Consider the following 23,026-nt stretch of genomic DNA (forward strand, 5'->3'; position numbering starts at 1 on the left):
GGGAGGGTAGGGTATCGCGTGTCGTCAACAGACCTGGCAACACTCTATGCTATTTCACAGACAAACTTTTTGAGAGGAGCGCCCGCCAGTGGCCTCAGAGAACGCATCCAGCGTCAAGAGCAAGATCGACAGGTTTTTTGAGGTAACCAAGCGAGGTTCCTCCTTCGGCGCGGAAATCCGCGGCGGTCTGGTGACCTTTGTCACCATGGCCTACATCGTGGTTCTGAACCCGATTATTCTCTCCGGTCACCCCGATATCGCCGGTAAGGCCCTGGACTTCGCCCAGGTCAGCGCGGTCACCGCCCTGACCGCCGGTGTGATGACCATCCTCTTTGGTGTGGTGGCTCGTCTGCCCTTCGGTTTCGCCGCGGGCCTCGGGATCAACTCGTTCCTGGCCGTGAGTGTCGTGGGCCAGGTCACCTGGTCCGAGGCCATGGGTCTCGTGGTCATCAACGGTGTGATCATCGTGCTGTTGGCCGTGACCGGCCTGCGCCGGATGATCTTCGACGCCGTTCCGGTGCAGCTCAAGGTGGCCATCTCGGTGGGTATCGGCCTCTTTATCGCGTTCATCGGTTTTGTGAACGCGGGCTTTGTGACCTCGACCGGCCTGGGTTCGCCCCCGGTGGGCCTCGGCAAAGACGGATCGATCACGACCGTTCCGACCATCATGTTTGTCATCGCCCTGCTGCTGACCGGAATCCTGGTCGCCCGCAAGGTGCGCGGCGCGCTGCTGATCGGCCTGGTTGTCAGCACCGTGCTGGCGATCATCGCCGAGGCGATCTTCAAGCTCGGCCCGGCCTTCGTGGACGGCAAGCCGAACCCCGGCGGCTGGGGCCTCACCGTGCCCGAGGTCACCGGCAGCCTGGTCTCGCTGCCCGACTTTAGCCTGATCGGCGCCTTCAGCTTCGGCGGTTTCGAGCGCCTGGGCATCCTGGCCGGCATCATGGTGGTCTTCACCCTGGTCTTCTCGAACTTCTTCGACGCGATGGGCACCATGACCGGTCTGTCCAAGGAGGCCGGACTGGCCGATGAGAAGGGCAACTTCCCGCGTCTGAAGTCGGCCCTGGTGGTTGAGGGCGTCGGAGCGATCGCCGGTGGTGTGACCTCGGGTTCCTCCAACACCGTGTTTGTGGAGTCCGGTGCCGGAATCGGCGAGGGTGCGCGCACGGGTCTGGCCAACGTGGTCACCGGTCTGCTCTTCCTGCTGGCCGTGTTCTTCACCCCGCTGACCCAGCTGGTGCCCTCCGAGGTGGCCTCGGCCATGCTGGTGATCGTGGGTGCCATGATGATCAGCCAGATCAAGGAGATCGACTGGACCGAGTACACGGTCGCGCTGCCGGTCTTCCTGACCATCACCGTGATGCCGATGACCTACTCGATCGCCAACGGTATCGGCGTGGGCTTTGTCTCCTGGGTTGTGCTGCACGCCCTGGCCGGCAAGATCCGCACCATCAGCCCGCTGCTGTGGATCGTCGCGGCCGGCTTTGTGGTGTTCTTCGCCCGCGGACCGATCGAGGCTCTGATCGGCTAAATCCGAACAACACACACGGCGAGGACACCTTTGTTTCCTCGCCGTGTGTGTTTAACGGAATATTGTCTGGGGGTTCAGGAGCTTTCCGCGTCGGGTCGGGCGAGCCGGTGTTTTCGCGGGCTAGGCTTGAGCCATCACCCTCTCCCACACCGGAGGGCAACGACGCCACAGTGACTATCGCGCGGTATCCCGCAGATATGGAGCAAGGAATAACATGACCACCACCAACGCCACCCGCACCGAAACCGATTCCCTCGGTTCGGTCGAGATCCCGGTCGACGCCTACTGGGGCGTTCACACCGCCCGGGCCCTGGAAAACTTCGCGATCACCAAGCGACCCATCTCGGTGTATCCGGACCTGGTCAACGGTCTCGCGGCGGTTAAGCAGGCGGCGGCCCGGGCCAACATGGAGCTGGGCACGCTCTCGGCCGAGAAGGGTGACCTGATCGTTCGTGCGTGCCAGAAGGTACTCGATGGCGAGTACCACGACCAGTTCTGCGTGGGCGTGATCCAGGGCGGTGCCGGCACCTCCACCAATATGAACGCGAACGAGGTCATCACCAACATCGCGCTCGAACTGGCCGGTCGGGAGAAGGGCGACTACGCCTACCTCTCGCCGATCGATCACACCAACCGCAGCCAGTCCACCAACGACGTCTACCCGACCTCGATCAAGATCGCGCTGGCCTTCTCGCTGCAGACCCTGCTGACCGAGCTCAAGGCGCTGCGTGCATCCTTCACCGCCAAGGGGAGCGAGTTCAACCACGTGCTCAAGGTGGGACGTACCCAGCTGCAGGACGCCGTGCCGATGACCCTGGGCCAGGAATTCCATGGGTTCGCCACGACCCTCGGCGAGGACTACGACCGCCTGCGCGAAACCCTGCCGCTGCTGGCCGAGATCAACCTCGGGGCTACCGCCATTGGCACCGGCATCACCGCGGATCCGCGCTATGCCGGCGTGGTGGTGCGTCACCTCAACGAGATCACCGACCTGGGGCTCTCCACCGCCCCGGACCTGGTCGAGTCCACCTCGGATGTGGGCGGATTCATGTCCTTCTCGGGCACGCTCAAGCGTTCGGCCGTGAAGCTCTCCAAGATCTGCAACGATCTGCGTCTGCTCTCCTCGGGTCCGCAGGCGGGTCTCGGCGAGATCAACCTGCCCGCGCGTCAGGCGGGATCCTCGATCATGCCGGGCAAGGTCAACCCCGTCATCCCCGAGGTCGTCAACCAGGTCGCGTTCTCGGTGGTCGGCGCGGATATGACCGTCACCATGGCGGTTGAGGGTGGCCAGCTGCAGCTCAACGCGTTTGAGCCGGTGATCGCGCACTCGCTGCTGCAGTCGATCACCTGGATGGCGCAGGCCTGCAACACCCTGCGGATCAACTGCATCGACGGCATCACCGCCAACGAGGAGCGCCTGGAAACCATGGTGGGGACCTCGGTGGGTGTGGTCACCGCACTGACCCCGTTCATCGGTTATGCCGCCGCCGCGGCGCTGGCCAAGACCGCCCTGCTGACCGGTCGCAACGTCGCCGACCTGGTGGTCGAGGCGGGGCTGATGACTCGTGAAGAGGTGACCAAGCAGATCGCTCCGGCTCGTCTGTCGGGTATGGAGGCCATCACCAGCGCGATCCCGATCATTTCGCCGACCGCTTAAGTTCATGTGCCGCGTCCGGTTCGGGTTTTGAAATCCGGGCCGGACGCGGTTTGATTAACCCATGACCAACAACACCAAGCCTGAAATCGACGCTCCCGTCGGTCCCGCGCCCACCGAACTGCAGATCGTTGACCTCGAGGTCGGCACCGGCGATGAGGCTCAGGCCTCCTCGACCGTTGACGTTCACTACCTCGGCGTCTCGTTCGACTCCGGCGAGGAGTTCGACTCCTCCTGGAGCCGTGGACAGTCCATCAACTTCCCCCTGCGCAACCTCATCTCGGGTTGGCAGGAAGGTATCCCCGGCATGAAGGTTGGCGGCCGCCGCCAGCTGACCGTGCCGCCGCACCTGGCCTACGGCCCCGCCGGTTCGGGTCACCAGCTCTCGGGCCAGACCCTGATCTTCGTGATCGACCTGCTGGGTGTGAAGTAAGCACCTTGACCGCCGCCGATCTGGTGCTCGCGCACAGCGTCACCATTCCCGACTTTCCCAAGCCGGGTATCCTGTTTCGTGACCTCACCCCGGTCTTCAGCCACGCGGACGCGTTCCGCGCGGTCATCGACGAGTTTGCCGAGCGCTTTGCCGGCCAGTTCGATGCTGTAGCCGGTGTGGAAGCACGCGGATTCCTGCTGTCCTCGGCGCTTGCCTACGCCACCAACACCCCGCTGATCGCGGTGCGTAAGGCCGGCAAGCTGCCCGGTGAGGTGATCCGTGAGGATTACCAGCTGGAGTACGGCACCGCGTCGCTTGAACTGCGTCCCGGGCAGCTGCCCGAGGGCAGCCGGGTACTCATCCTCGATGATGTGCTCGCAACCGGTGGCTCCTGCCACGCGTCCGGTCGCCTGATTGAGCGCGCCGGCTACGTGGTTGCCGGGTTTGGTCTGGTGCTGGAACTGGCCGATATGACCGGTCGGGAGCGTCTGGCGGGTTACCCGCTGCACGCGATCATGAGCGAATAGGGTTTTCACCTTCAAAACGAGCCTCGCCTTCGGGCGGGGCTCGTTTTGTGTGTCCACGGCCCCGCTACGCACGGATCGACGTGCCTGAACATCAAGCAGATGCCCAGGGTTATCTGGGTTCCCCGATGCCATACCGGTCCCTACTCTGATTCCAGGGAGGGTGGTGATGAGTATGGCACAGCGCATCTATATCGACGCCGCGGGGATCAAAAACCTGGGCACCAGAATCGGCGATGCCGCTGCGGTCTCGGACGGCGAATTCGCGATCCCTGCGCGCGGCGGAGACCCCGACCTCTCCCGCGCCGGTGCACGTTTTGCCCGGGCTTTTACCGAAGATTTGGCCCGGCTGCGAGCCGATGCCGAGGAGTTCCGCGGGCGCATCCTGCTGACGGCCGAGCACTTCGACACCCATGAACAGGCCGTGGACACATCGGTGCGGGCGATCCTTCAGGGACTGATGCTTTCGCGCGCACCGGGAGCGCCGGCGGGGGTACCGGCAGAGCAGGGCGGGCGCTCACCATTCACGCCGGGCATCGCGGTGCCCGATGCCGCTGCGCCCGGTGGTACCGGCCTCGGTGCTGCCGACCCTGGGACCACGGTCCCCGGTACCGCGGGCGAAGACTCCTCGGGGCGGCGCGGCTAGTGTCCGAGCAGCCGGATGTGACACTCGCCGAATCTCGGGATCCCGAGGTCCTGATCCCCGGGGATCCGGCGGGACTGCGCCGGGTCATCGAGGACTGGCGTGCCCATGCGACTTCGGCCGGAGAAACGGCCGTCCTCCTGGAGCGGATCAGCACCGAGGCCGTATGGGAGGGCGAGTCGGCGGATGCCTTCACCGCCAAGTTTGCGCCGTATCCCCGGCGCTGGCGTGCCGCCGAAACACAGACCTTGGCCGGGGCGAACGCGCTCGAACAATACACCGACACCCTGGAATGGGCACGCGCGCGGGTGGCCGCCGCCCCGGAAGCTGCGGCGCAGGTGGCCGAGCCCGCGCCCGATGACGAGGCGCAGGCACTGCTGGAGGACATCCAGGCGCGTGTCGCCGAGGACGCCAACATCTGCGCCCAAACCCTGACCGGCCTTGCCGACCGGGTGGCCTCCACCGACACATTTTGGCCCGCGCTCACGGCAGCCGGGGGCCTGATCGGCGAGATGATGCTGAGTGGACTCCGGGACGGCGTCAACGCGGTGGGCTCGGTCGGAAACGCGGCCATGGAGGATCCGGCGGCGCTCACCGAGGCGGGGATCGGACTCGGTTTACTCGTGGTGGGGATCGCCGGGGAGGTCGGCGGCGGTGCCCTGGATGTCACCGGCATCGGGGCGGTGGGCGGAATCCCGCTGAACATCGCATCCGCCGGGGCGATCGGGGCCGGGGCGGGCCTGATCGGAGCCGGCATCGGCAGCCTGGTGACCGACGCTACCGGCAGCGCCGGCGTCGTGATCTGGGAAAGCTCGGGCATCGACCGCGGCGATAAACGCGACGAGGCCGGGCACTACACCGGCAACAACGGCGGGGCAAATGGCCCAGCAAGCGATAAGGAGCGTCAGGGGCTTGCCGAGGTCGGAACGGACCAGGGTGCGGATGTGATCGATCGGAAGATCCGCTCGACGGTGCCCGGGGGTAACCCCAACGGTCGCTATTACGACGGGCTGATTCGCAATGCCGACGGCACCTATACGGCAATAGAGGTCAAGAGCGGCGGTGCCCGGTTGACCTCCAGCCAGCGGATTTTCGACGGAATCGTCAGCCCGGGCTCCCCGGCAACCGCGACCCTGAACGGGGTCTCCATCAAAATCATCGGCGTCATCTTGAAACGGGTTCCGTAACCATGAACGATACACATCTGGTCACCACAAACGGCGCCTCCGTCGGCCCGCTCACCAGCGTCAGCAGGCCGTACGCCGCGCAGATTCGACGATTCCTTGATCTGCTGGACGGCGACTCCCGCTGGGCGTTCTCGCTCTGGCGTGGGCCCGAGGGGGTGCACCTGATGGACATCGATCTCGATCGGGTTCCGCAGTCGTACATGCAGAGCGCGGGAAGCGCCCAGGCGATGGTCATCGAGGTGAGATTCATCGAGGATGACGGGATCGCCCGGCGCTATGCGGTGGGACGCCCGCACGGCGACTATACGGGGGAACCCGCCGTCTCGATCCCGTACCGTTCGGATGAGGCGGCGGTGTGGGTCTATCCCAGCGAGGTGTTTGATGCGGCGGAGGCTGCGGGCATCTACGACCACTATTTCCACACCGATCGGGTTCCAGCCGACTACGTTTTACGGCCGCTGGATACCCATGGGCCCGGCCAACACACTTCAGGGAGCACATCATGAGCCACATCACCCACCTCGTGAAAGCCAATGCGCAGGACACCGCGGCCCTCAGCGACCGAGATCAGCCCCTCGGCGACGAGATCCGGCGGCTGCTGCGCCGCCTCGACGGCGACGACCAATCGACGATCCTGCTGTTTCGTCGCCCTCCCGGAGTCCACTATCTGGACCTGATCTGGGGCACTGAGACCGCCGCGTACCTGCAGAGCGCCGGTGCACGTGGGCGGCTGACGATAGACATTCGGTTTGTGGACGATGAGGGTCGGGCGCGGCAGTACCTGCTGGGACACCGCGGTGGACGCTATCGCGGGGACCCCGACACGGAGCTTTCCTTCTTCGGTGGGCGTGGGGGCACCAGCGTGTATGCCCACGAGGTGTTTGAGGCCGAGGAGGCCGCGGTGGTGTACTCCCACTACATCGCCACCGGGTGGATCCCCGATGGGTTTCTGCTCCGGGAGGTGCGGTGGCCACGCGTGGAGGGAGCTCCGGAAGTTGTCGAGTCACGCGCCATCCGACCCGATCCTCAGCGCCAGTTTGAGCTGGCGCGCGGGCGGGAACCCGAACCCTCGGCCACCGCATACTGGGTGCAAACCAACGCGGAACCCGAGGAACCCATCGATGGCCCGGGCCTGGAACCCGAGGACAAGGTCGGGTTCGGACTGGAAAAGCTTGATGGCGACTGGCGCTGGGGATTCCGGCTGCGACGCAACGAGCCCGAGGCACCGTTGCGCCCGATCGACCCCGATTTTCACGGACCGCGCTACCTCGCGGCGCTCGGTTCAGCGAGCGCCCTGACCCTCTTTGCGCGCCTGGTGGATGCCGACGGCGCGACGCATCTGGTGGCGATCGGTCGCACCGATCCCCGCTTCTTCGGGGACTATTTTGAGGGTGCGCCCCCGCTGAGCCTGACCTTCAACGGGGGACCAGGACGGATTGAGGTTTTCCCCGGTGAGCTGTTCACCTCCGCCGAGGCCTTCGAGATCTTTCGGCACTATGCCCGCACCACCCGTCTCCCCGATGGCTTCCACCTGCGCAGGCTTCCCACCGGCGACTAGACGCAAACGGCTCGGGTTCGAAAGAACCCGAGCCGTTTTGCCGTCCGATCTAGAACTCGCGCACGAGCGAAACCGATTTTGCCTCGGGGGCGAAGCCGACGGACTGGTAGAGACGCAGTGCACCGGTGGGGCTCTCCGAGTCCACATCCAGGGCGGCGCGTTCGAGGCCCTCGGCCTTCAGGTTGCGCAGCACCTGAGCCAGTAGTGACTTGGCCAGGCCCTTGCCTCGCCAGTCGCGTCGGGTCGCCACCAGATCGATGTAGCCATAGGTGTAGCCGGCGGCCTCCCACTGGGCGGGATCCACCGAGACGATGACCAGCGCGGCCACCTCGTTCTCGGGGGTGACCGCGAGAGCCGACAGGTCCCCGCGCAGGGTCGAGACCGCGCCGTACTTCTCCCAATCTTCCCGGTTGGTCGGCTGGGATCCCCAGTGATCGCGGAACGAATCGTTGAAGGCCAGGCGGGTGGCCTCGGAGAGATTGTCGGTGAGCGATTCCAATCGAACATCCGCGTGCAGCGGAAGCTCGGGGATGGGCGCGCTCAGATCCCGGGTGAGCTCCATCCACCAGCGCCGTTCCCCGTACCCGCGAGAGGTGAGGAATCCGCGCGGGCTCGTCGCGTGTTCGGAGGCCCCGGTGGAGAACCACCCGGGCACGCTCAGCTCGGAGGCCGCCAGGTGCTGAGCGGCGCGAGCCTCCTGCCAATCGAGCAGCGCGGTACCAAGTCCTCGGCCGCGGTGATCGGGATGCACGGCCCCCGGGATATGCGCCTTGACCACGCTGCTGGCCTCGGGCTCGGCGTGGGAGGTGCCGTAGGCGACAACGGTGCCGTCGGTGGTTTCGGCGAGCAGGGAATCGGTTTCGGGATCAAAACCCGAGGCGGCAAAGTCCACGGTGAGGGCTTCCAACGTGGTGACGTGGCGCGGATCGTCCACGGCCTCCACGGCGCGATCAAGTTCCAGGATCGCGGGCAGGTCGGCACTGGTGGCCGGACGCCAGGTGACGCCCTCGAAGCCGGTGGGCAGCGAGAGCTGGGTGGGTGCGGTGATCCGCTGGTTCAACGGGAGCATGCTTTCCGTAGTCATGCCCCAATTCTTTCACCCGTTATATAAAAGACGCTAGGGCACGGGATGGAGTGCGTCATAGTGACGGAAGCTCCGCTGGGTGGCCACCAGCACGTAGACCAGCGCGATGATGACCACGCCGCCCACCAGAGGCGGGGCCCAGGCCAGCAGGAGCGAGGCCATGATACCCATGTAGAGGTCGCCGAGGCGCGGCCCGCCGGTGACCACCACGGTGAATAGGCCCTGGAGTCGTCCCCGGACCCCGTCGGGCACCGCCGACTGGAGCAGGGTGCTGCGGAAGATCGCCGAAACATTGTCGGCGGCACCGGAGCCGGCCAGTGCCAGCGCGGCGAGCACCAGCCCCGGGATGTAGGCATCCGCGAACAGGTCGCCCACGCGCGCGTTGCCGGTCCAGGTCACCACACCGAGCACCAGCCCGAACAGGCCCATGCAGGCACCGTAGGCGGCCACGGCCCAGGCGATCGCGCGCCCCTGATAGCGCACGCGTCCCAGCGGTCCCGAGAACACACTGCTGACCAGCGTGCCCACCGCGGACGCCGCGGTCAGCACACCCACGGTGATCGGTCCGCCACCCAGCAGAAACGCGCCCACCGCGGGGAAGATCACGCGCGGCTGGCCGAAGGTCATCGCGATGATGTCGATCACAAACGAGGCGCGCACGTTGGGGGCCGTGCGCAGGAAGTTCCATCCGTCCACCAGGCTCGACAGCCCCGGCAGCTTGCGGGATGCCCCATCGGGCACGATCGCCGGAAGCGAGGCGATGCCCCAGAACGCGGCGAGGAACAGCACCAGGTCCAGCGTGTAGGTCCACGGAACCCCGACGGTCGCGACCAGCACACCGGCGAGCATCGGCCCCACGGTCACCGCGGCCCCCATCGAGATGCCGCCGAGCGCCGAGGCCGCGGGCAGTAGTCGGGCGGGCAGGATGCGGGGGAGGATCGCCGCCCGGGAGGTGCCCACCACGGTCGAGGAGACCGCGTTGAGGGTGGTCAGGACGTACAGCGGCCACACGGTGGTCGAGCCGGTCCAGGCAAGAATCGCGATGATTGCCGTGGACACCCAGGTCACCGAGGCGGCGGCCAGCGCGAGCTTACGACGGTCCACCGCGTCGGCGAGCATCCCGCCGTAGAGCCCAAAGATGATCATCGGAACCAGCGCAACCACACCCACCAGGGCGACGGCGAAGGTGTCGTGGGTCAGGTCGAAGATGTGCAGGCCCACGGCGACGATGGTCAGCTGGCCGCCGATGGCGGTGATCGCCGAGCCCGCCCAGAGTCGGGCGAACGCCGGGCTGAAGCGCAGCGGTTCCAGGTCCAGGAAGAGGCCGCGATGCTTATGTGGGGCATCCTCGTGGGGGTCGTTGGGGGAGCCGGGGGTGTGCGGAAGCGGATCCTGACCGGTCTCGGTGGGCAGGGGGATGGGGGAGGTCTGTGGATCCGCGGGCATGGGGTAAGCCTAGTCCGCGGCCCGGACACTTTGAGGTGGCGTGTCACGGTGGACATCACGACCACTTTGGGCGGCGGGGAATTCCGTGCGATGGATGTGGCTTATACCGAGGGTGTGGTTCGCGAGGGTCGCGCACATACGAAGGGACGGCAGTGAAACTTTCAATTCTGGATCTGGTGGCGGTACGCACGGGACAGACCACCTCTCAGGCGCTTCGAGCGGCGGGATCGGTAGCCCGCTGGGCCGACGCCGCGGGGTTCACCCGCTACTGGCTGGCCGAACACCACAACATGCCCTCGGTGGCATCCACCAACCCGCCGGTGCTGATCGGCCTGATCGCCGCGCAGACCGAGCGCATCCGAGTCGGCTCGGGCGGCGTAATGCTGCCCAACCATGCACCGCTCGTGGTGGCCGAGCAGTTTGCGCTGCTGGAGGCCGCCTATCCGAACCGGATCGACCTGGGCATCGGCCGTGCCCCGGGCAGCGACCCGGTGGTCACCGCCGTGCTCAACCGCTCGGGTGCAACCAGCGATGTGAACACGTTCCCGCGTTCGATCCAGGAGATCCAGGGCCTGCTCGAGCGCGACGGCATCGAGGTGTCCCTCTCCAGCGGCCGCGAGTACGGGCTACGTTCGACCCCGGATGCTGCCAGTAGCCCGGACCTGTGGCTGCTCGGATCCTCCGACTACTCCGCGCGCCTCGCCGCCGCCCAGGGCCTGCCCTACGTGTTTGCCAATCACTTCGGGGGAACCGTCCCGGATCAGGCGATGCAGGTGTACCGCAGCGAGTTCCGTCCCGGTGCCGAGGAGGCACCGCGCACCTTCATGACCGTGACCGCGGTGGCCGCCGATACCGCCCAGGAGGCGGAGGAGCGCGCGCTGTCGCAGATGATCATGATGGCGCGAATGCGCACCAATAAGCCCATGACCAAGGGGCTCACCCGTGACGAGGCGATCGCCGTGGAGCTCGATCCGATCGAGCAGAGCGTGGTCGAGGGCATGCGTCAGAACTGGATCATCGGCGACGCCGACACCGTGGCGTCCCGCATCCAGGCCCTCGCCGACCGCTTCGGCGTGGACGAGGTCATGATCGCCCCGGCCACCGCCGAGGACTCGGCCACCGACCTCGAGAGTGCCCCCGCGCGGATTCGCACGCTCGAACTGCTGGCGGATCGTCTGCTGGATCGCTAGCGCACACCCCGCGCGACACGCCGAGGCGAGCATGGGCGCGAGTTATTGTTGAGATGACTTTAACTGGGTTGAGGGTGACACTAAGTCACCACTCGGCCGGCGTGATCGCCCGCAATTCGCGGGATAAGTCAGGAACGGCCCCGTTGTGGTCCGAGTGACACTAACTCGGTGCGGGGCCGTTTTTGCGGGCAAAAACCACGAAATCGCGGGGTCAAATGCGAGCAAAATGGCCTCCATGACTCGATTAGACCGCCTCGACGCGCTCCCCTTCACCCGTGAACACCGCAAGCTCCTGTATGGATCGGGCGTGGGCTGGGCGCTGGACGCGATGGATGTGGGACTGTTCTCGTTTGTGATCGTCGCGCTCACCCAGCAGTGGAAGCTCGAATCCGGTGAGCAGGGGATCATCGCCTCGGTGGGCTTCCTGGGCATGGCGATCGGGGCCAGCGTGGGTGGGTTGCTGGCCGACCGGTTCGGTCGACGCCAGGTCTTCGCGATCACCCTGCTGATCTTCGGCCTGGCCACCGGCGCCTCGGCACTGGTGTGGTCGGTGGGCGCGCTGATCGCGTTGCGCTTCCTGGTGGGTCTCGGCCTCGGTGCCGAGCTGCCGGTGGCCTCGACCCTGGTGAGTGAGTTTGCGCCGCCGCGCATTCGCGGCCGCATCATCGTGCTGTTGGAGGCCTTCTGGGCGGTGGGATGGATCGCCGCCGCCGTAATCGGCTACTTCGTGGTCAAGGCCGGGGATGACGGCTGGCGCTGGGCCCTGCTGATCGGTGCGGTCCCGGCGATCTATGCGGCCGTGATCCGCTTCGGAATGCCCGAATCGGTGCGCTTCCTCCAGTCTCGCGGCAGGAACCTGCAGGCCGAGAACACCGTGCGCCGGTTCGAGCGTTCGGCGGGGATCGATGCCCCGCACCTCAGCACGCTGCCGGCCGCATCCGATACCGATGCCGCGGCCGAAACCGCGACCGTGGAGCCTCCCGTTCCCGCCCGGGAACGCCTCGCCGCGCTGTTTGCCCCGGTTCGCCGTGGGCAGACCATCGCCCTCTGGACCGTCTGGTTCTGCGTGAACTTCTCCTACTACGGGGCGTTTGTGTGGATTCCCACGCTGCTGGTGAACTCCGGCTTCTCGCTGATTCAGTCCTTCACCTACACGCTGATCATCACCCTCGCCCAGCTGCCCGGGTATGCGGCCTCGGCCTATCTGGTGGAGAAGTGGGGTCGTAACCGCACCCTGGCGATCTTCCTGATCGGCTCGGCCATTGCCGCGACCCTGTTCGGTCTGGCGACGGTCGAATGGCAGATCATCGCCGCGGGGATGCTGCTGTCCTTCTTCAACCTCGGTGCCTGGGGCGCGCTGTATGCGATCACCCCGGAGCTCTACCCGACCAAGCTGCGCGGAACCGGGGCGGGCTGGGCCGCGGGCTTCGGACGGATCGCCTCGATCATCGCCCCGCTGATTGTCCCGACCCTCGCCAAGACCGCGGGCCTGCCCACGGTGTTTATCGTGCTGGCCACCGCGTTTGTGATCGCGGCCATCGCGGCCTTCCAGCTGCATGATCGTCGCGGCCAGTCGATCGATGACTTCACCGAGGAACTCGCGAAGGTTCCCGCTCCCGCCGCCTAGCGCCGGTTTTCGTCACAGCACAGCAGCCCGTTCCGGGATCCGGAACGGGCTGCTTTTATGGGTGGAGCTAGGCCTGATTGATGCGGATGAGATGACGGGCCGGGTCTGCCCGGGTGGGCGCTGTGCCGGGTCGCGCGGTTAGGCCTGGTTGATGCGGATGAGGTTGCCGGCGGGGTCACGGAACGCCGCATCACGCACCCCATAGGGCTGGTCGGTGGGCTCCTGAATGACGTCGGCTCCGGCGGCGGCCAGGCGTTCGAACAGCGCGTCGAGATCATCGCTGGACAGGGTGATCGCGGTATACACACCCTTGGCGATGAGTTCGAGCACCACGCGGCGCTCCTCCTCGGTGACGCCGGGGTCGGCAACGGGCGGGTGCAGCACGATCGAGGTGCCGGGCTGGTCTACCGGTCCGACGGTGATCCAGCGCAGATCGTTGTAGCCGACGTCCTGACGCACCTCGAAACCGAGGAGGTCGCGGTAGAAGCCGAGGGCGGCTTCGCCGTCGGTGTGGGGCAGGAATGCGTTCTGAATGGTGAGGGTCATAACGCCATGCTAGTTAGGCGTTGTCGTCACGCGCTTCTTGATTCCTGACCGGTCTGGTGATCTGCTTGGCCAGGCAGTGCGGGATGCCCGCGGCCGCCTGCGACTGGTCGCGGCGATACACGCTGGGAGCCACCCCGACCAGCTCGGTAAAGCGGGTGCTGAAGGTCCCGAGCGACGTAAATCCCACGGCAAAACACACCTCGGTGACGCTGTGGTCCCCGCGGCGCAGCAGGGTCATGGCCCGCTCGATCCGCCGGGTCATCAGGTACGAATACGGCGATTCCCCGTACACCCGGCGAAACTCCCGGCTGAGGTGTCCGGCGGACATGTGTTCGCCGCGGGCAAGCTCCTCGACGTTGAGTGGTTGGGCGTGCTCGCGGTCGATCCGGTCGCGCACCCGACGCATCGTGACGATGTCGCGCAGCCGCTTCTGCTCCTCGGGTGTGCCGCTCATACCGTCATCCTTACACGCCCACATATCGAACGTCATAAAAACCCGGGCGTTTCGGTTGCGGACGTGGCGCACTTCCCGCCAAAATTCAGCTATCCCGCGCACGGGCGTGGATGGAAATGGTGGACTGAATCGTGGGGGACCGGAGCATGCAGCAGCAGGCAGCCTCGAATCGGCGACCCACGGACGAGTATCCGCGCGGTCCTCTGGGGCTCGGCGTTCGCGTTCCCGGAACCGGAAATCCCGCCCGACTGTTTCTTGCCTGTCTATTTGTCCCGTTGACCGGGGCGAGCGCGCTGCTCTGGTTCTTCGCCGAGGAGCCCGGAAATCCGCTGGCCTTTCTCGGGACCCACGGGATCGGTGTGGTCTGGGTGGCCATGCTGCTCCTTGTGCTGCGCGCGCTGATCGGCGGTGTCTGGGTTCGTGGCGACGCGGTCCTGGTGCGCTCCTGGTGGCTCACCCGACGCTTCGCTCGGATCGATATCACCCGGGTGTCGGTGATCGGCGGGCCCTCCGTGCGGCTGGCCGCGCTGGAATTTGGGTTGGGGACGGCGCAGAACTCGCGGCCGATGGCGGGGACCGTCCTGTTTGGTCGTCGAATCCCCGAGGCGCTCCTCTTCCTCGCCGAAGCGTGCGACCTACCGCCGCTGATCGCGGGTTTTCCCGATCCGGTGCGCGAGCGTGCGGTGGCTCAAAACGTGCGCGGGGTTCTGGATGGGCCTCGGGCCGCGGAGAGCAGGCTTGTTCGTCCCCGTCCGGCCGGCCCGGCACGCTGGCATCGGGTGCGCGGAACCGGCACGCTCTCGGGGCTGCAAACCCTGCCCTGGGCGGGCCTGTTATTCCTGATCGGGTGGGATCTGTGTTCCGGTGCCGTATCGCACCAGGCGGTGACCGTCGGATCGACCGCGTTGGGCTGGTTGTGTCTTGCCCCCGCGATCTTCCTGGTGGTGCGCTTTTTCACCACCGGGCTCTTCATCCGCGGCGACACCGTGCTGATGTTCCGGCTGGGATTCCCCACGATCATTCGTTTTGGCGAGGCCACCCGCGTGGATGTTGCACCCGTCCTGCTCCCCTGGGGGCAGACCCTGTCCATCACCCGGTCGGGTCGCGCGATCACCCTGCTGCGGCACGCGCATTTTCCCGCGCACTCGGCACGGATTCGGGACGAGGTGAGCGCGGCGCTCGGCCTCCCGCTCAGCACCGACCCAGGCGCGGGTACCCGGGCCGACTTCACCGCGACTCCCATCACCGAACCGTCTTCCGGTATCGAACGGTCTCTCGGCACCGAACGGTCTCTCGGCACCGAACAGCCTTCCGGCCCCAACGTGGCTCCGGGCACCCACGCATCTCCCGGCACTCACCCGGATGGAGTATCCGCATGAGCCCCGTCGCAGCGCCGCCGCGCGGCCCCGGCTACGTTCCCCATGTTGTGCGAATCCAGGGCACCGGTGCCCTCTATCGCATTCTCCTCACCCTGGCCCTGCTTGGGCTGATCATCAGCTTCGTGGTTGTCCCGCGGGGAACCTGGTTCCTGCCCGACTGGGTGGCCATTCTCTGCGTGCTCGCGGGAGTGTGGGTGCTCGCTCGCGGGGTCTGGATCACCCGCTCTCACGTGGTGCTGGTGAACATCTGGGGCGTCTTGGTGTTTAGGCGTTCGCACATTCGCCGGGTGTACGTGGATACGCGGGTGATCTGGGTGTCTCGATTCGCCCAGGAGCGGACCTTCCTCGGGTTGGAGATCGAGGGACGCCGACGTCCGGTGCGGGTCGAAGCGGCCTTCGTGGAGGAAGACTCGGTGCTCGACGCCTATCAGGAGCTGGTCTGGCGACTGACCGACAACCTGGGCGACCCGGTATTTGGACGCGATGGTGCCGGAAAACCGGTACTCCTGAGCCCTGCCTCGTTCGCTGCGCCGCCCGCCCGGGACGGGTGGGAACAGGATTCGCCGGTGCTGCCCGTGGACCTCGACACCGCCCGCGCCCTCATCCCATTGCAGGTCGAGCTGTCGTCGGACGCCTGGACGGATCCGCAAGCGGGGGTTCAGACGCAGCGGATTGCCCACCTTCCGCGGGTGCGTCCGCTCATCATCCAGCACCGAGACCTCGCGCTCGCCGTGGTCCGAACGCTGCTGCCCGGGTATTTTGATGCGGCCGGTGTGGCGAGCGCCACGGAGATTCTCGAATACGAGCCCAGCCTGACCGCGGTGGAGCGGGCACTGGCCAGCCGCGGTCTCGGCCTGAGGGTTGTTCCCTCGGGCTGGGTGCTGTGCCCGGCGGACACCCAGGGGTCCGTGCGGATTCCGACCTCCCCGTCGCCGGAGACGCTGATCGCCGAGCTGCACGCGGAGCGGCTGGCTCGTATCGACGGGCTCAGCCCGATCTGGGACGAGACCGAGGCGAAGGCGATCGAGGCGACCAGCGCGTTGCTGCGCCCGATCCCGCAGGCCGAACAGGGCCTGATTGCCGCCACGTTCCTGCTGGCCGAGCGTGACGACCTGGACCGCTTTCGCCTGGCGATCGTTGATGCCGATACCGCGATCATCGAACGGGAGCGCGATGAGGACTGGATGCTCAACACCCTGATCGACGACGGCTATGCGGCCCCCACCCTCTGGGACTATGTGGCCACACTCGGTGCCGAAGCCGTGCCCGTGGCGATGTCCCGCCCCCATCTTTCACCCATCCCGCGCACGGTCGTGGAACCTCAGGAGGACTAGAACACGTGGTTGACAATCTGTCCGCACCGCCGAGCATCGCGCGCACGCCGCGCGGGGTCGCCTGGCTGGGGCGTCGAATCCCGGGGACCGGTGCGCCGGCGCGGCTGGGTCTGCTGGTGACGTATCTGTTTTTTGTGGGAATTTTCTGCCTGATGGCCATTGACTATGAGGATCCCGAGACGATTCTTGACACGGTTCAGGGTGGGCTGTTCGCCCTCCTCCCGGTGTTTGCGCCGCTCATCCTGCGCGCCCCGTTTGTCGGGGTGTGGGATGCCGGCGACCTGATCCTGGTGCGCTCATGGTTCTCCACCCAGCGATTCGCCAAGGCGGATATCGTCCGTGTCTCGACCACGGCGCACTCGGCCTGGCGGGTGCTGGCGTGGGGCTCCCCGCGGGATCGGGTGCGCTCGCTCACCCTGGGGCTGGGCGTCTCGAACGCTCGGCTAATCTTCCCCACGGCGGCAGTGCGGCGAGGACGCGCCCGCACCGCGCTGAGCGCGCTCGCCGCGGCGCTGGGGCTGCCCTCCCGGGTGATGGAGTTTCCTGGAGCCCTCGATGATCTGGTTATCGGCACGGACGTACGAGAAGCCACCCACGCCATCGACACCGCACCGGCCACCCACCTGATGAGCCCGCCGCCGGTGGGCTCACACTGGCGGCGGGTGAGCGGGACCGGGCTCATGTCACTGTTCTTCGCCCTGCCGCTGTCCGCGCTGGCGGGCGTCCTGGCTTGGAGCGCGATCGTGGGGGATCCCAACGTGCTTGATGATGATGGCGACGTTCTTGTCTCGTACCCCCTGGGTATTTTCTTCCTGTTCTGCATGGTCGCCTGTGCCCTCTCCGTCCTGGGCAGCGGGATCTTTGTGCGCGGGGGCACCGTGCTACTTCTGCGTTTTGGTTTCCCCACGATCATCAACCACGGGGAAGCCACCCGGGTGGACCGGGTGGGCAGCATGCTGCCCTGGGGCGATTCGATCCGAATCACCACCCGCACCGGCCCGATCCGGATGTGGATGCTCACGAGCTTTAGCGGCGATACCCGGCGCATCCGCACCGAGATTAGTCGGGCCCTGGGCCTGCTGACCACCGATTCCACGCGAAAGGACCGAGTATGAGTGAGGGCACAACCGGCACGCACCGCGGTCCCACCTTTGAGCAGCGGTTTGTGCGCATTCGCCGCTCGGGATCCTTTTTCCGGCCCTTCGTGATCGCGATTCCCGTATCCGTGGCGATCGGCATTCAGAACTCCGAGGGTGTGCCCGGCTGGTGGAGCGTTGTCGCGGTATTGGTCGCGCTGATCCTGCTCCTGCGGGGCGTGTGGGTCACCCGGAGACACGTGATCATCATGAACCTCTGGGGTCCGCGGATTGTGCGCCGATCACGCGTTCGCGGCGTCGGGATCGAAAAGAGCGAGGTGTGGTTTGCCAATTCACCGGGCTACACGCGTCCGATGCTTGTGCTCGCACTGGAGGGGCGCACCAGCCCGGTCGGCGGTGAGGGCGGTTTTGTTCCCGCGCGCGACGCGCAGGCGGCCCTCGATGAGCTGCGCTGGCGTCTCGGGGCACACCTGGTAGACCCGATCGTGGCGGTCCCCGAATCCGGCACCGCACAGCGGCGTGGGCTGCGTGTGCTCCCGGCGGATCTTCCGCTTCCCTCGGGTCTCACCCCGGTGGAGAACCCCGCGGTGCTCCTGCCATACCGCTATGAAAATCCGGCCGCGCGCGTCTCCACCCAGGGAGTCGTGGCCAACGAGCTGATGTACCTCGGCGACTATTACAAGATGCCCGTGGCGCAGACACAGGCGACCGGGGAGGCCTGGGTGAAATCCGATGAGCTCCTGGATTCCTCACGCATCCCGCGGCTTCCGGCGCTTCTCCCGCTCGTGATCCGGCACCGGGACATGGCGCTCGCCGTGACCCGCACCCTGCTACCCGGGCGGATGGATGGTGCGGGACCGCTCGGTGCCGAGGACCTTTTTGATCGTGAACCGCGCGGAATCGAAGTGGACCGCGCCCTGGCCGGAACCGGGCTGGCCCTCGCCCTGGTGCCGGAGGGGTGGGAGCTTGCCTCGCGCGAACACTCGGCTGCCGTGGATCCCGAGAGCCTGCGTGAGCCCGAGCCGATCCTCCTGGAGGTGTTGCATCGCGAGCTCGCCGATGGGTGGGCACGCAGCCGGGCTGCGGATCTGCGTGCGGTGTTTCGATCGGACCGGGACGAGTTCTCCCAGCTGCCGGTGGAGGCGCGTGGACTGGTGGCCGCGGCCCACCTGATGCGCAACCAGCCGCGGTACCTCGCGCTGGTGTCGAGTGAGACCGTGCTGCGTCGACAGGACACCGGAGACGCCTGGGTGCTGGAGCGCCTGGCCGCCTCGGGATTCGCCGCGGACGCACTCTGGGACTACGCGCGAGCCCGGGACCCTCGCCGCGAAAGGGTCGGGGAATAAACTCGGGAGGGGTGCAGTTGACCCATATATCTATTCAAATGGATATACTTAGGGTGATTGAGAGCAGAGGGACACACCATGCAGTTTGGAATCTTCAGCGTCGGTGACGTGACCACCGACCCCACGACCGGCAAGACCCCCACCGAGCATGAGCGGATCCAGGCGATCCTTGCCATCGCCCGCAAGGCCGAGGAGGTGGGCCTGGACGTCTTCGCGACCGGTGAGCACCACAACCCGCCGTTTGTGCCCTCAAGCCCCACCACGATGCTCGGGTTCCTGGCCGCGCAGACCAACCGCATCCTGCTGAGCACCTCGACCACGCTGATCACCACCAATGACCCGGTGAAGATCGCCGAGGACTTCGCGATGCTCCAGCACATCAGCGGCGGCCGGGTGGACCTGATGATGGGCCGGGGCAACACCGGCCCGGTCTACCCCTGGTTCGGCAAGGACATCCGCGACGGCATCTCCCTGGCCATCGAGAACTACGCGCTGCTGCACCGCCTGTGGCGCGAGGACTTCGTGGACTGGGAGGGGAAGTTCCGCACCCCGCTGCAGGGCTTCCAGTCGACCCCGCGTCCGCTGGATGGGATCGCCCCCTTCGTCTGGCACGGCTCGATCCGCAGCCCCCAGATCGCCGAGCAGGCCGCCTACTACGGCGACGGATTCTTCCACAACAACATCTTCTGGCCGCAGCAGCACACGGCTCAGATGATCAACCTGTACCGCGAGCGCTATGAGCACTACGGTCACGGGCCCGCGGCCCACGCGATCGTGGGTGTGGGTGGTCAGGTGTTTATGCGCAAGAACTCGCAGGCCGCGAAGGATGAGTTCCGTCCCTACTTCAACAACGCCCCGGTCTACGGTCACGGCCCCTCGATGGAGGAGTTCACCGAACAGACCCCGCTGACCGTGGGATCCCCGCAGGAGGTCATCGACCGCTATGCCGCCCAGCAGGAGCTCTACGGCGACTACCAGCGCCAGCTGTTCCTGATGGATCACGCGGGCCTGCCGCTGAAGACCGTGCTCGAGCAGCTCGACCTGCTGGGCGAGGAGGTTGTGCCGGTGCTGCGCCGCGAGTTCGCCGCCAAGCGTGCGCCGGGTGTGCCCGATGCGCCGACCCACGCGAGCCTGCTCGCCGCCAGCGGTACTGTCTCCCAGGCGATCGCGCCGCAGAACGACCCGACCTATGACACCGGTTTCGGGGTGACCGGTATCGCACCGGGTGCCGCGACCCTGGCCTCGCTGGATGCCGAGTCGGGCCGTTGAGCACGCTCGTCGCACCCGTCGCACCCCGAGAACTGGAGGTTTGATCATGACCGCGCGTCGCATTGCCGTCATTAGTGCCGGGCTCAGCGAGCCCTCCTCGACCCGTCAGCTGGCCGATGCCCTCGCCCGCGCGAGCGCAATCGAGCTGGAGCGCGGGGGAGAGGCGGCCGAGATCGAGGTCATCGAGCTGCGCCACATCGCCCCCGACGTGCTGAACGGTCTGCTCACCGGAACCCATGCCGCGCCCCTCGCGAACGCCCTGCGCGTGGTCGAGGATGCCGACGCGGTGATCGCGGTTACGCCGATTTTCAGCACCAGCTACTCGGGCCTGTTCAAGATGTTTGTGGACCTGATCGACCGCGACGCCCTGACCGGCACGCCGGTGATCCTCGGCGCGACCGCGGGCACCCCGCGGCACTCGCTGGCGATCGACTATGCGATCCGTCCGATCTTCGCCTACCTGCACGCCGACGTGGTCCCCACCGGGGTCTTCGCGGCAACCGCCGACTGGGGTGGGCAGGGGACCGATGCCGAGGGTCTGCCGGGCCGCATCGCCCGCGCCGCGCGTGAGCTGGCGGGCAAGCTCGCCGGTAGCGCGCCGCGTTCGTTCCGGGAATTGCCGGCCGCCTCGGAGTCCGCCGCGGGAGAGATCGTTGCGGGTGGCGCTGCTGTGCCCGGATCGGAAGGGGCCGACTCCGGTACCGCTCGTGCCGGCGGTTCCCCCTCCGCCCCGCGACCCACCGCCTCGCTGGGTGGCGCGGCCTCCCGGGCTTTCGATGGTGGTTTTGTCCCGATGGGGGATCTGCTGCCGCACTAGATTTCTCCCTGCCTCACACCTCGCGCCGGGGTATCCCCTTCGGATACCTCGGCGTTGTGCGTATCCGCGCGCGCCTGCTAGGGTCATCCCACACAGTCGGGATATCGTCCCGATTATCGGTACCGTCGCCGAAAGGGCCCCGCAATGACCGTTTCCCCCGCTCGCACCCCGCTGTCTCCGATCCTCACGGAGACCCCGATTGTGGCCGTGCTGCGTGCCCGGCACGCGCGCGAATACGCGCCGGTGATCGAGGCCCTGGTGGCCGGTGGGGTGCGCTCGATCGAGCTGACCCTCAGCACCGACGGCGTGTTTGAGCACCTGCCCGAGCTGATCAAGAACTTCGGCGAGCGCGCCGAGATCGGGGTCGGCACCATCACCTCCCGCGATCAGGCCAGGCGTGCCCTGGATGGCGGTGCCGCGTATCTGGTCACCCCGATCACCGACCTCAACATCATCGCCGCCGCCACCGCGCGCCGCGTGCCCGTGTTCCCCGGCGGGCTCACCCCCACCGAGCTGTTCTCGGCCTGGGATGCCGGAGCCGCCGCGGTCAAGCTGTTCCCCGCGAGCACGGTTGGGCCCGGCTATATCGCGCAGCTGCGCGGTCCGTTCCCGGGCATTCGGGTGGTCCCCTCGGGGGGAATCGGCGTGGATGACGCGGCCGCCTGGATCCGTGCCGGTGCCTCGGCCGTGAGTCTCGGAGGCCCGCTGCTCGGGGACGCCTTCGCCGGCGGCGACCTGGCCGCGCTGACCGATCGCGCCCGCCGCCTGGTCGACAACGTGGCCGACGCCCGCGGGGAAGCTCGTCCCGCCGTCTCCGCTGGCGCGGAGCATGCATCCGAAAACGTCTCGACTGCCGAGGCTGCCGCCGCGCGGGTGGCGGAAAACCCGTCGAGCGTCGAGGCCGCCCGATGACCCGCAACGATCTGGGCGTGAGCGCAACCGAGGTGCTGACCTTCGGCGAGACGATGGCGCTGATGCGCACCGATTCGCCGGGCCCCCTAGCCACCGCCCATCAGCTTGCCCTGGGCATCGGTGGGGCCGAAACCAACGTGGCCATCGCGCTGCGCCGGCTCGGGACCGACGTGACCTGGATCGGTCGGGTGGGCGACGACGGTCTCGGCGAAAAGGTGCTGCGCGAGGTCGCCGCCGAGGGGGTGCGGGTGGTACCGATCCTCGATCCGCACGCCCCCACCGGGCTGATGATCAAGGAGCGTCGCACCGGTGACCACACCCGGGTCACCTACTACCGTGCGGGCAGCGCGGCCTCCCGGCTCACACCCGAGGACGTGCCTGCCGAGCGGATCGCCGCCGCCCGACTGCTCCACGTCACCGGCATCACCCCCGCGCTCTCGGCGAGCGCCCGCGAGACGGTGTTTGCCGCCGTGGATATCGCCCGCGAGCGCGGCGTGACGGTGGCCCTGGATCTCAACTATCGTGCGGCGCTGTGGTCGGCGGAGGAAGCCGGGGAGGTTCTGCGCGAGCTGGTCACCCGGGCGGACATCGTGTTTGCCGGGGATGATGAGGCCGCGCTGGTTGTGGGCACCGGCGAGTGCGCCGATCTGGCGCGCGGACTCGCCGCTCTGGGGCCCGCTCAGGTCGTCATCAAGCGCGGGGACAAGGGTGCCCATGCGCTGATCGAGGGCGAGGTGCTCGATGTGGAGGCCGTGCCCATCCGCCCGGTCGACACCGTGGGGGCCGGGGATGCGTTTGTGGCCGGATACCTGGCCGAGTATCTGGCCGGTGAGTCGCCCGCCCGTCGCCTACACACGGCCGTGCGCACCGGCGCATTTGCCTGCCTGGTCGCGGGGGACTGGGAGGGCATGCCGACCCGCCGCGAGCTCTCCCTACTCGACTCGACCGATCCGGTCCAGCGCTAGCCCGACGCCGGTCGGGGCTCCAACCGTGAA

At 67.1% G+C, this 23,026-nt stretch carries 21 protein-coding genes and 1 pseudogene; 18 read left to right on the forward strand and 4 right to left on the reverse strand.

What is annotated here, in order from left to right; all coding sequences use genetic code 11:
• Positions 1 to 88: 88 nt before the first annotated feature.
• The 8 genes from IE92_RS0100840 to IE92_RS0100875 all read left to right on the forward strand — a co-directional run bounded on the left by IE92_RS0100840 (position 89) and on the right by IE92_RS0100875 (position 7,530).
• Positions 89 to 1,531 (forward strand): NCS2 family permease, encoded by a 1,443-nt coding sequence (locus IE92_RS0100840; protein WP_030142985.1) that lies wholly within the window; start codon positions 89 to 91, stop codon positions 1,529 to 1,531.
• 214 nt (positions 1,532 to 1,745) lie between these two features.
• A complete protein-coding gene (locus IE92_RS0100845; protein WP_030142986.1) occupies positions 1,746 to 3,188 on the forward strand; it encodes an aspartate ammonia-lyase in 1,443 nt (480 codons plus the stop codon).
• Positions 3,189 to 3,249: 61 nt separating this feature from the next.
• On the forward strand, positions 3,250 to 3,618 hold the full coding sequence (locus IE92_RS0100850) for an FKBP-type peptidyl-prolyl cis-trans isomerase (protein ID WP_030142987.1): 369 nt from the start codon (positions 3,250 to 3,252) through the stop codon (positions 3,616 to 3,618).
• Positions 3,619 to 3,623: 5 nt separating this feature from the next.
• Positions 3,624 to 4,145 carry an adenine phosphoribosyltransferase gene (locus IE92_RS0100855; RefSeq protein ID WP_051701448.1) on the forward strand — a complete coding sequence of 174 codons (522 nt, stop codon included), beginning with the start codon at positions 3,624 to 3,626 and terminating at the stop codon, positions 4,143 to 4,145.
• A gap of 166 nt (positions 4,146 to 4,311) precedes the next feature.
• Positions 4,312 to 4,788 (forward strand): hypothetical protein, encoded by a 477-nt coding sequence (locus tag IE92_RS0100860; RefSeq protein ID WP_156027347.1) that lies wholly within the window; start codon positions 4,312 to 4,314, stop codon positions 4,786 to 4,788.
• Complete coding sequence (locus tag IE92_RS0100865) at positions 4,788 to 5,972, forward strand: putative T7SS-secreted protein (protein ID WP_030142990.1); 1,185 nt, start codon at positions 4,788 to 4,790, stop codon at positions 5,970 to 5,972. The genes IE92_RS0100860 and IE92_RS0100865 overlap by 1 nt, the downstream gene beginning before the upstream one ends.
• Positions 5,973 to 5,974: 2 nt before the next feature.
• A complete protein-coding gene (locus tag IE92_RS0100870; protein ID WP_051701449.1) occupies positions 5,975 to 6,478 on the forward strand; it encodes a hypothetical protein in 504 nt (167 codons plus the stop codon).
• On the forward strand, positions 6,475 to 7,530 hold the full coding sequence (locus IE92_RS0100875) for a hypothetical protein (RefSeq protein ID WP_030142992.1): 1,056 nt from the start codon (positions 6,475 to 6,477) through the stop codon (positions 7,528 to 7,530). The genes IE92_RS0100870 and IE92_RS0100875 overlap by 4 nt, the downstream gene beginning before the upstream one ends.
• Positions 7,531 to 7,579: 49 nt before the next feature.
• On the opposite strand, the gene IE92_RS0100880 is transcribed toward IE92_RS0100875, so the two are convergent.
• Both IE92_RS0100880 and IE92_RS0100885 read right to left on the reverse strand, forming a co-directional pair.
• Entirely contained in the window at positions 7,580 to 8,614 is a 1,035-nt protein-coding gene (locus IE92_RS0100880; RefSeq protein ID WP_030142993.1) for a GNAT family N-acetyltransferase, read from the reverse strand.
• A 33-nt stretch (positions 8,615 to 8,647) separates the two neighbouring features.
• Positions 8,648 to 10,060 (reverse strand): MFS transporter, encoded by a 1,413-nt coding sequence (locus IE92_RS0100885; RefSeq protein ID WP_081863772.1) that lies wholly within the window; start codon positions 10,058 to 10,060, stop codon positions 8,648 to 8,650.
• Positions 10,061 to 10,212: 152 nt separating this feature from the next.
• Between IE92_RS0100885 and IE92_RS0100890 the strand changes: the two genes are divergently transcribed.
• Positions 10,213 to 11,250 (forward strand): LLM class flavin-dependent oxidoreductase, encoded by a 1,038-nt coding sequence (locus IE92_RS0100890; protein WP_030142995.1) that lies wholly within the window; start codon positions 10,213 to 10,215, stop codon positions 11,248 to 11,250.
• 235 nt (positions 11,251 to 11,485) lie between these two features.
• Positions 11,486 to 12,877, forward strand: a complete 1,392-nt coding sequence (locus tag IE92_RS0100895; RefSeq protein WP_245601191.1) for an MFS transporter — start codon at positions 11,486 to 11,488, stop codon at positions 12,875 to 12,877.
• 138 nt (positions 12,878 to 13,015) lie between these two features.
• Here IE92_RS0100895 and IE92_RS0100900 read toward each other — a convergent pair whose 3' ends face one another.
• Entirely contained in the window at positions 13,016 to 13,423 is a 408-nt protein-coding gene (locus IE92_RS0100900; RefSeq protein ID WP_030142997.1) for a VOC family protein, read from the reverse strand.
• 13 nt (positions 13,424 to 13,436) lie between these two features.
• The gene (locus IE92_RS0100905; RefSeq protein ID WP_030142998.1) at positions 13,437 to 13,877 is read right to left on the reverse strand and encodes a helix-turn-helix transcriptional regulator; all 441 of its coding nucleotides are present in this window, start codon (positions 13,875 to 13,877) and stop codon (positions 13,437 to 13,439) included.
• Positions 13,878 to 14,023: 146 nt separating this feature from the next.
• Here IE92_RS0100905 and IE92_RS0100910 point away from each other — a divergent pair, with 146 nt between their 5' ends.
• The 8 genes and pseudogenes from IE92_RS0100910 to IE92_RS0100950 all read left to right on the forward strand — a co-directional run bounded on the left by IE92_RS0100910 (position 14,024) and on the right by IE92_RS0100950 (position 22,996).
• Entirely contained in the window at positions 14,024 to 15,256 is a 1,233-nt protein-coding gene (locus IE92_RS0100910) for a hypothetical protein (RefSeq protein ID WP_030142999.1), read from the forward strand.
• Positions 15,253 to 16,590: a hypothetical protein gene (locus IE92_RS0100915; protein ID WP_030143000.1), complete on the forward strand. Its 1,338-nt coding sequence runs from the start codon at positions 15,253 to 15,255 to the stop codon at positions 16,588 to 16,590. Before IE92_RS0100910 ends, IE92_RS0100915 begins: the two co-directional genes overlap by 4 nt.
• A gap of 5 nt (positions 16,591 to 16,595) precedes the next feature.
• Positions 16,596 to 17,705: a hypothetical protein gene (locus IE92_RS0100920; protein WP_030143001.1), complete on the forward strand. Its 1,110-nt coding sequence runs from the start codon at positions 16,596 to 16,598 to the stop codon at positions 17,703 to 17,705.
• On the forward strand, positions 17,702 to 19,033 hold the full coding sequence (locus tag IE92_RS0100925) for a hypothetical protein (protein WP_030143002.1): 1,332 nt from the start codon (positions 17,702 to 17,704) through the stop codon (positions 19,031 to 19,033). Before IE92_RS0100920 ends, IE92_RS0100925 begins: the two co-directional genes overlap by 4 nt.
• Before the next feature lie 78 nt (positions 19,034 to 19,111).
• Positions 19,112 to 20,302 (forward strand): LLM class flavin-dependent oxidoreductase, encoded by a 1,191-nt coding sequence (locus tag IE92_RS0100930; RefSeq protein WP_081863773.1) that lies wholly within the window; start codon positions 19,112 to 19,114, stop codon positions 20,300 to 20,302.
• 46 nt (positions 20,303 to 20,348) lie between these two features.
• A pseudogene (locus IE92_RS0100935) lies at positions 20,349 to 20,903 on the forward strand (CE1759 family FMN reductase); the annotation flags it as partial.
• Positions 20,904 to 21,263: 360 nt separating this feature from the next.
• The gene (locus IE92_RS0100945; protein WP_081863775.1) at positions 21,264 to 22,031 is read left to right on the forward strand and encodes a bifunctional 4-hydroxy-2-oxoglutarate aldolase/2-dehydro-3-deoxy-phosphogluconate aldolase; all 768 of its coding nucleotides are present in this window, start codon (positions 21,264 to 21,266) and stop codon (positions 22,029 to 22,031) included.
• Positions 22,028 to 22,996 carry a sugar kinase gene (locus tag IE92_RS0100950; RefSeq protein ID WP_051701452.1) on the forward strand — a complete coding sequence of 323 codons (969 nt, stop codon included), beginning with the start codon at positions 22,028 to 22,030 and terminating at the stop codon, positions 22,994 to 22,996. Before IE92_RS0100945 ends, IE92_RS0100950 begins: the two co-directional genes overlap by 4 nt.
• Positions 22,997 to 23,026: the final 30 nt, after the last annotated feature.

This window comes from Mycetocola saprophilus, from assembly GCF_000718085.1.
Taxonomy (GTDB): Bacteria; Actinomycetota; Actinomycetes; order Actinomycetales; family Microbacteriaceae; genus Mycetocola; species Mycetocola saprophilus.

Excerpts from the sequence above, each read along its gene's own strand:
- IE92_RS0100845 (WP_030142986.1), top strand. The coding sequence starts at position 1,746 with ATGACCACCACCAACGCCACCCGCACCGAAACCGATTCCCTCGGTTCG.
- IE92_RS0100850 (WP_030142987.1), top strand. The coding sequence starts at position 3,250 with ATGACCAACAACACCAAGCCTGAAATCGACGCTCCCGTCGGTCCCGCG.
- IE92_RS0100860 (WP_156027347.1), top strand. The coding sequence starts at position 4,312 with ATGAGTATGGCACAGCGCATCTATATCGACGCCGCGGGGATCAAAAAC.
- IE92_RS0100870 (WP_051701449.1), top strand. The coding sequence starts at position 5,975 with ATGAACGATACACATCTGGTCACCACAAACGGCGCCTCCGTCGGCCCG.
- IE92_RS0100875 (WP_030142992.1), top strand. The coding sequence starts at position 6,475 with ATGAGCCACATCACCCACCTCGTGAAAGCCAATGCGCAGGACACCGCG.
- IE92_RS0100880 (WP_030142993.1), bottom strand. The coding sequence starts at position 8,614 with ATGACTACGGAAAGCATGCTCCCGTTGAACCAGCGGATCACCGCACCC.
- IE92_RS0100885 (WP_081863772.1), bottom strand. The coding sequence starts at position 10,060 with ATGCCCGCGGATCCACAGACCTCCCCCATCCCCCTGCCCACCGAGACC.
- IE92_RS0100895 (WP_245601191.1), top strand. The coding sequence starts at position 11,486 with ATGACTCGATTAGACCGCCTCGACGCGCTCCCCTTCACCCGTGAACAC.
- IE92_RS0100900 (WP_030142997.1), bottom strand. The coding sequence starts at position 13,423 with ATGACCCTCACCATTCAGAACGCATTCCTGCCCCACACCGACGGCGAA.
- IE92_RS0100905 (WP_030142998.1), bottom strand. The coding sequence starts at position 13,877 with ATGAGCGGCACACCCGAGGAGCAGAAGCGGCTGCGCGACATCGTCACG.
- IE92_RS0100910 (WP_030142999.1), top strand. The coding sequence starts at position 14,024 with ATGCAGCAGCAGGCAGCCTCGAATCGGCGACCCACGGACGAGTATCCG.
- IE92_RS0100915 (WP_030143000.1), top strand. The coding sequence starts at position 15,253 with ATGAGCCCCGTCGCAGCGCCGCCGCGCGGCCCCGGCTACGTTCCCCAT.
- IE92_RS0100925 (WP_030143002.1), top strand. The coding sequence starts at position 17,702 with ATGAGTGAGGGCACAACCGGCACGCACCGCGGTCCCACCTTTGAGCAG.
- IE92_RS0100930 (WP_081863773.1), top strand. The coding sequence starts at position 19,112 with ATGCAGTTTGGAATCTTCAGCGTCGGTGACGTGACCACCGACCCCACG.
- IE92_RS0100945 (WP_081863775.1), top strand. The coding sequence starts at position 21,264 with ATGACCGTTTCCCCCGCTCGCACCCCGCTGTCTCCGATCCTCACGGAG.
- IE92_RS0100950 (WP_051701452.1), top strand. The coding sequence starts at position 22,028 with ATGACCCGCAACGATCTGGGCGTGAGCGCAACCGAGGTGCTGACCTTC.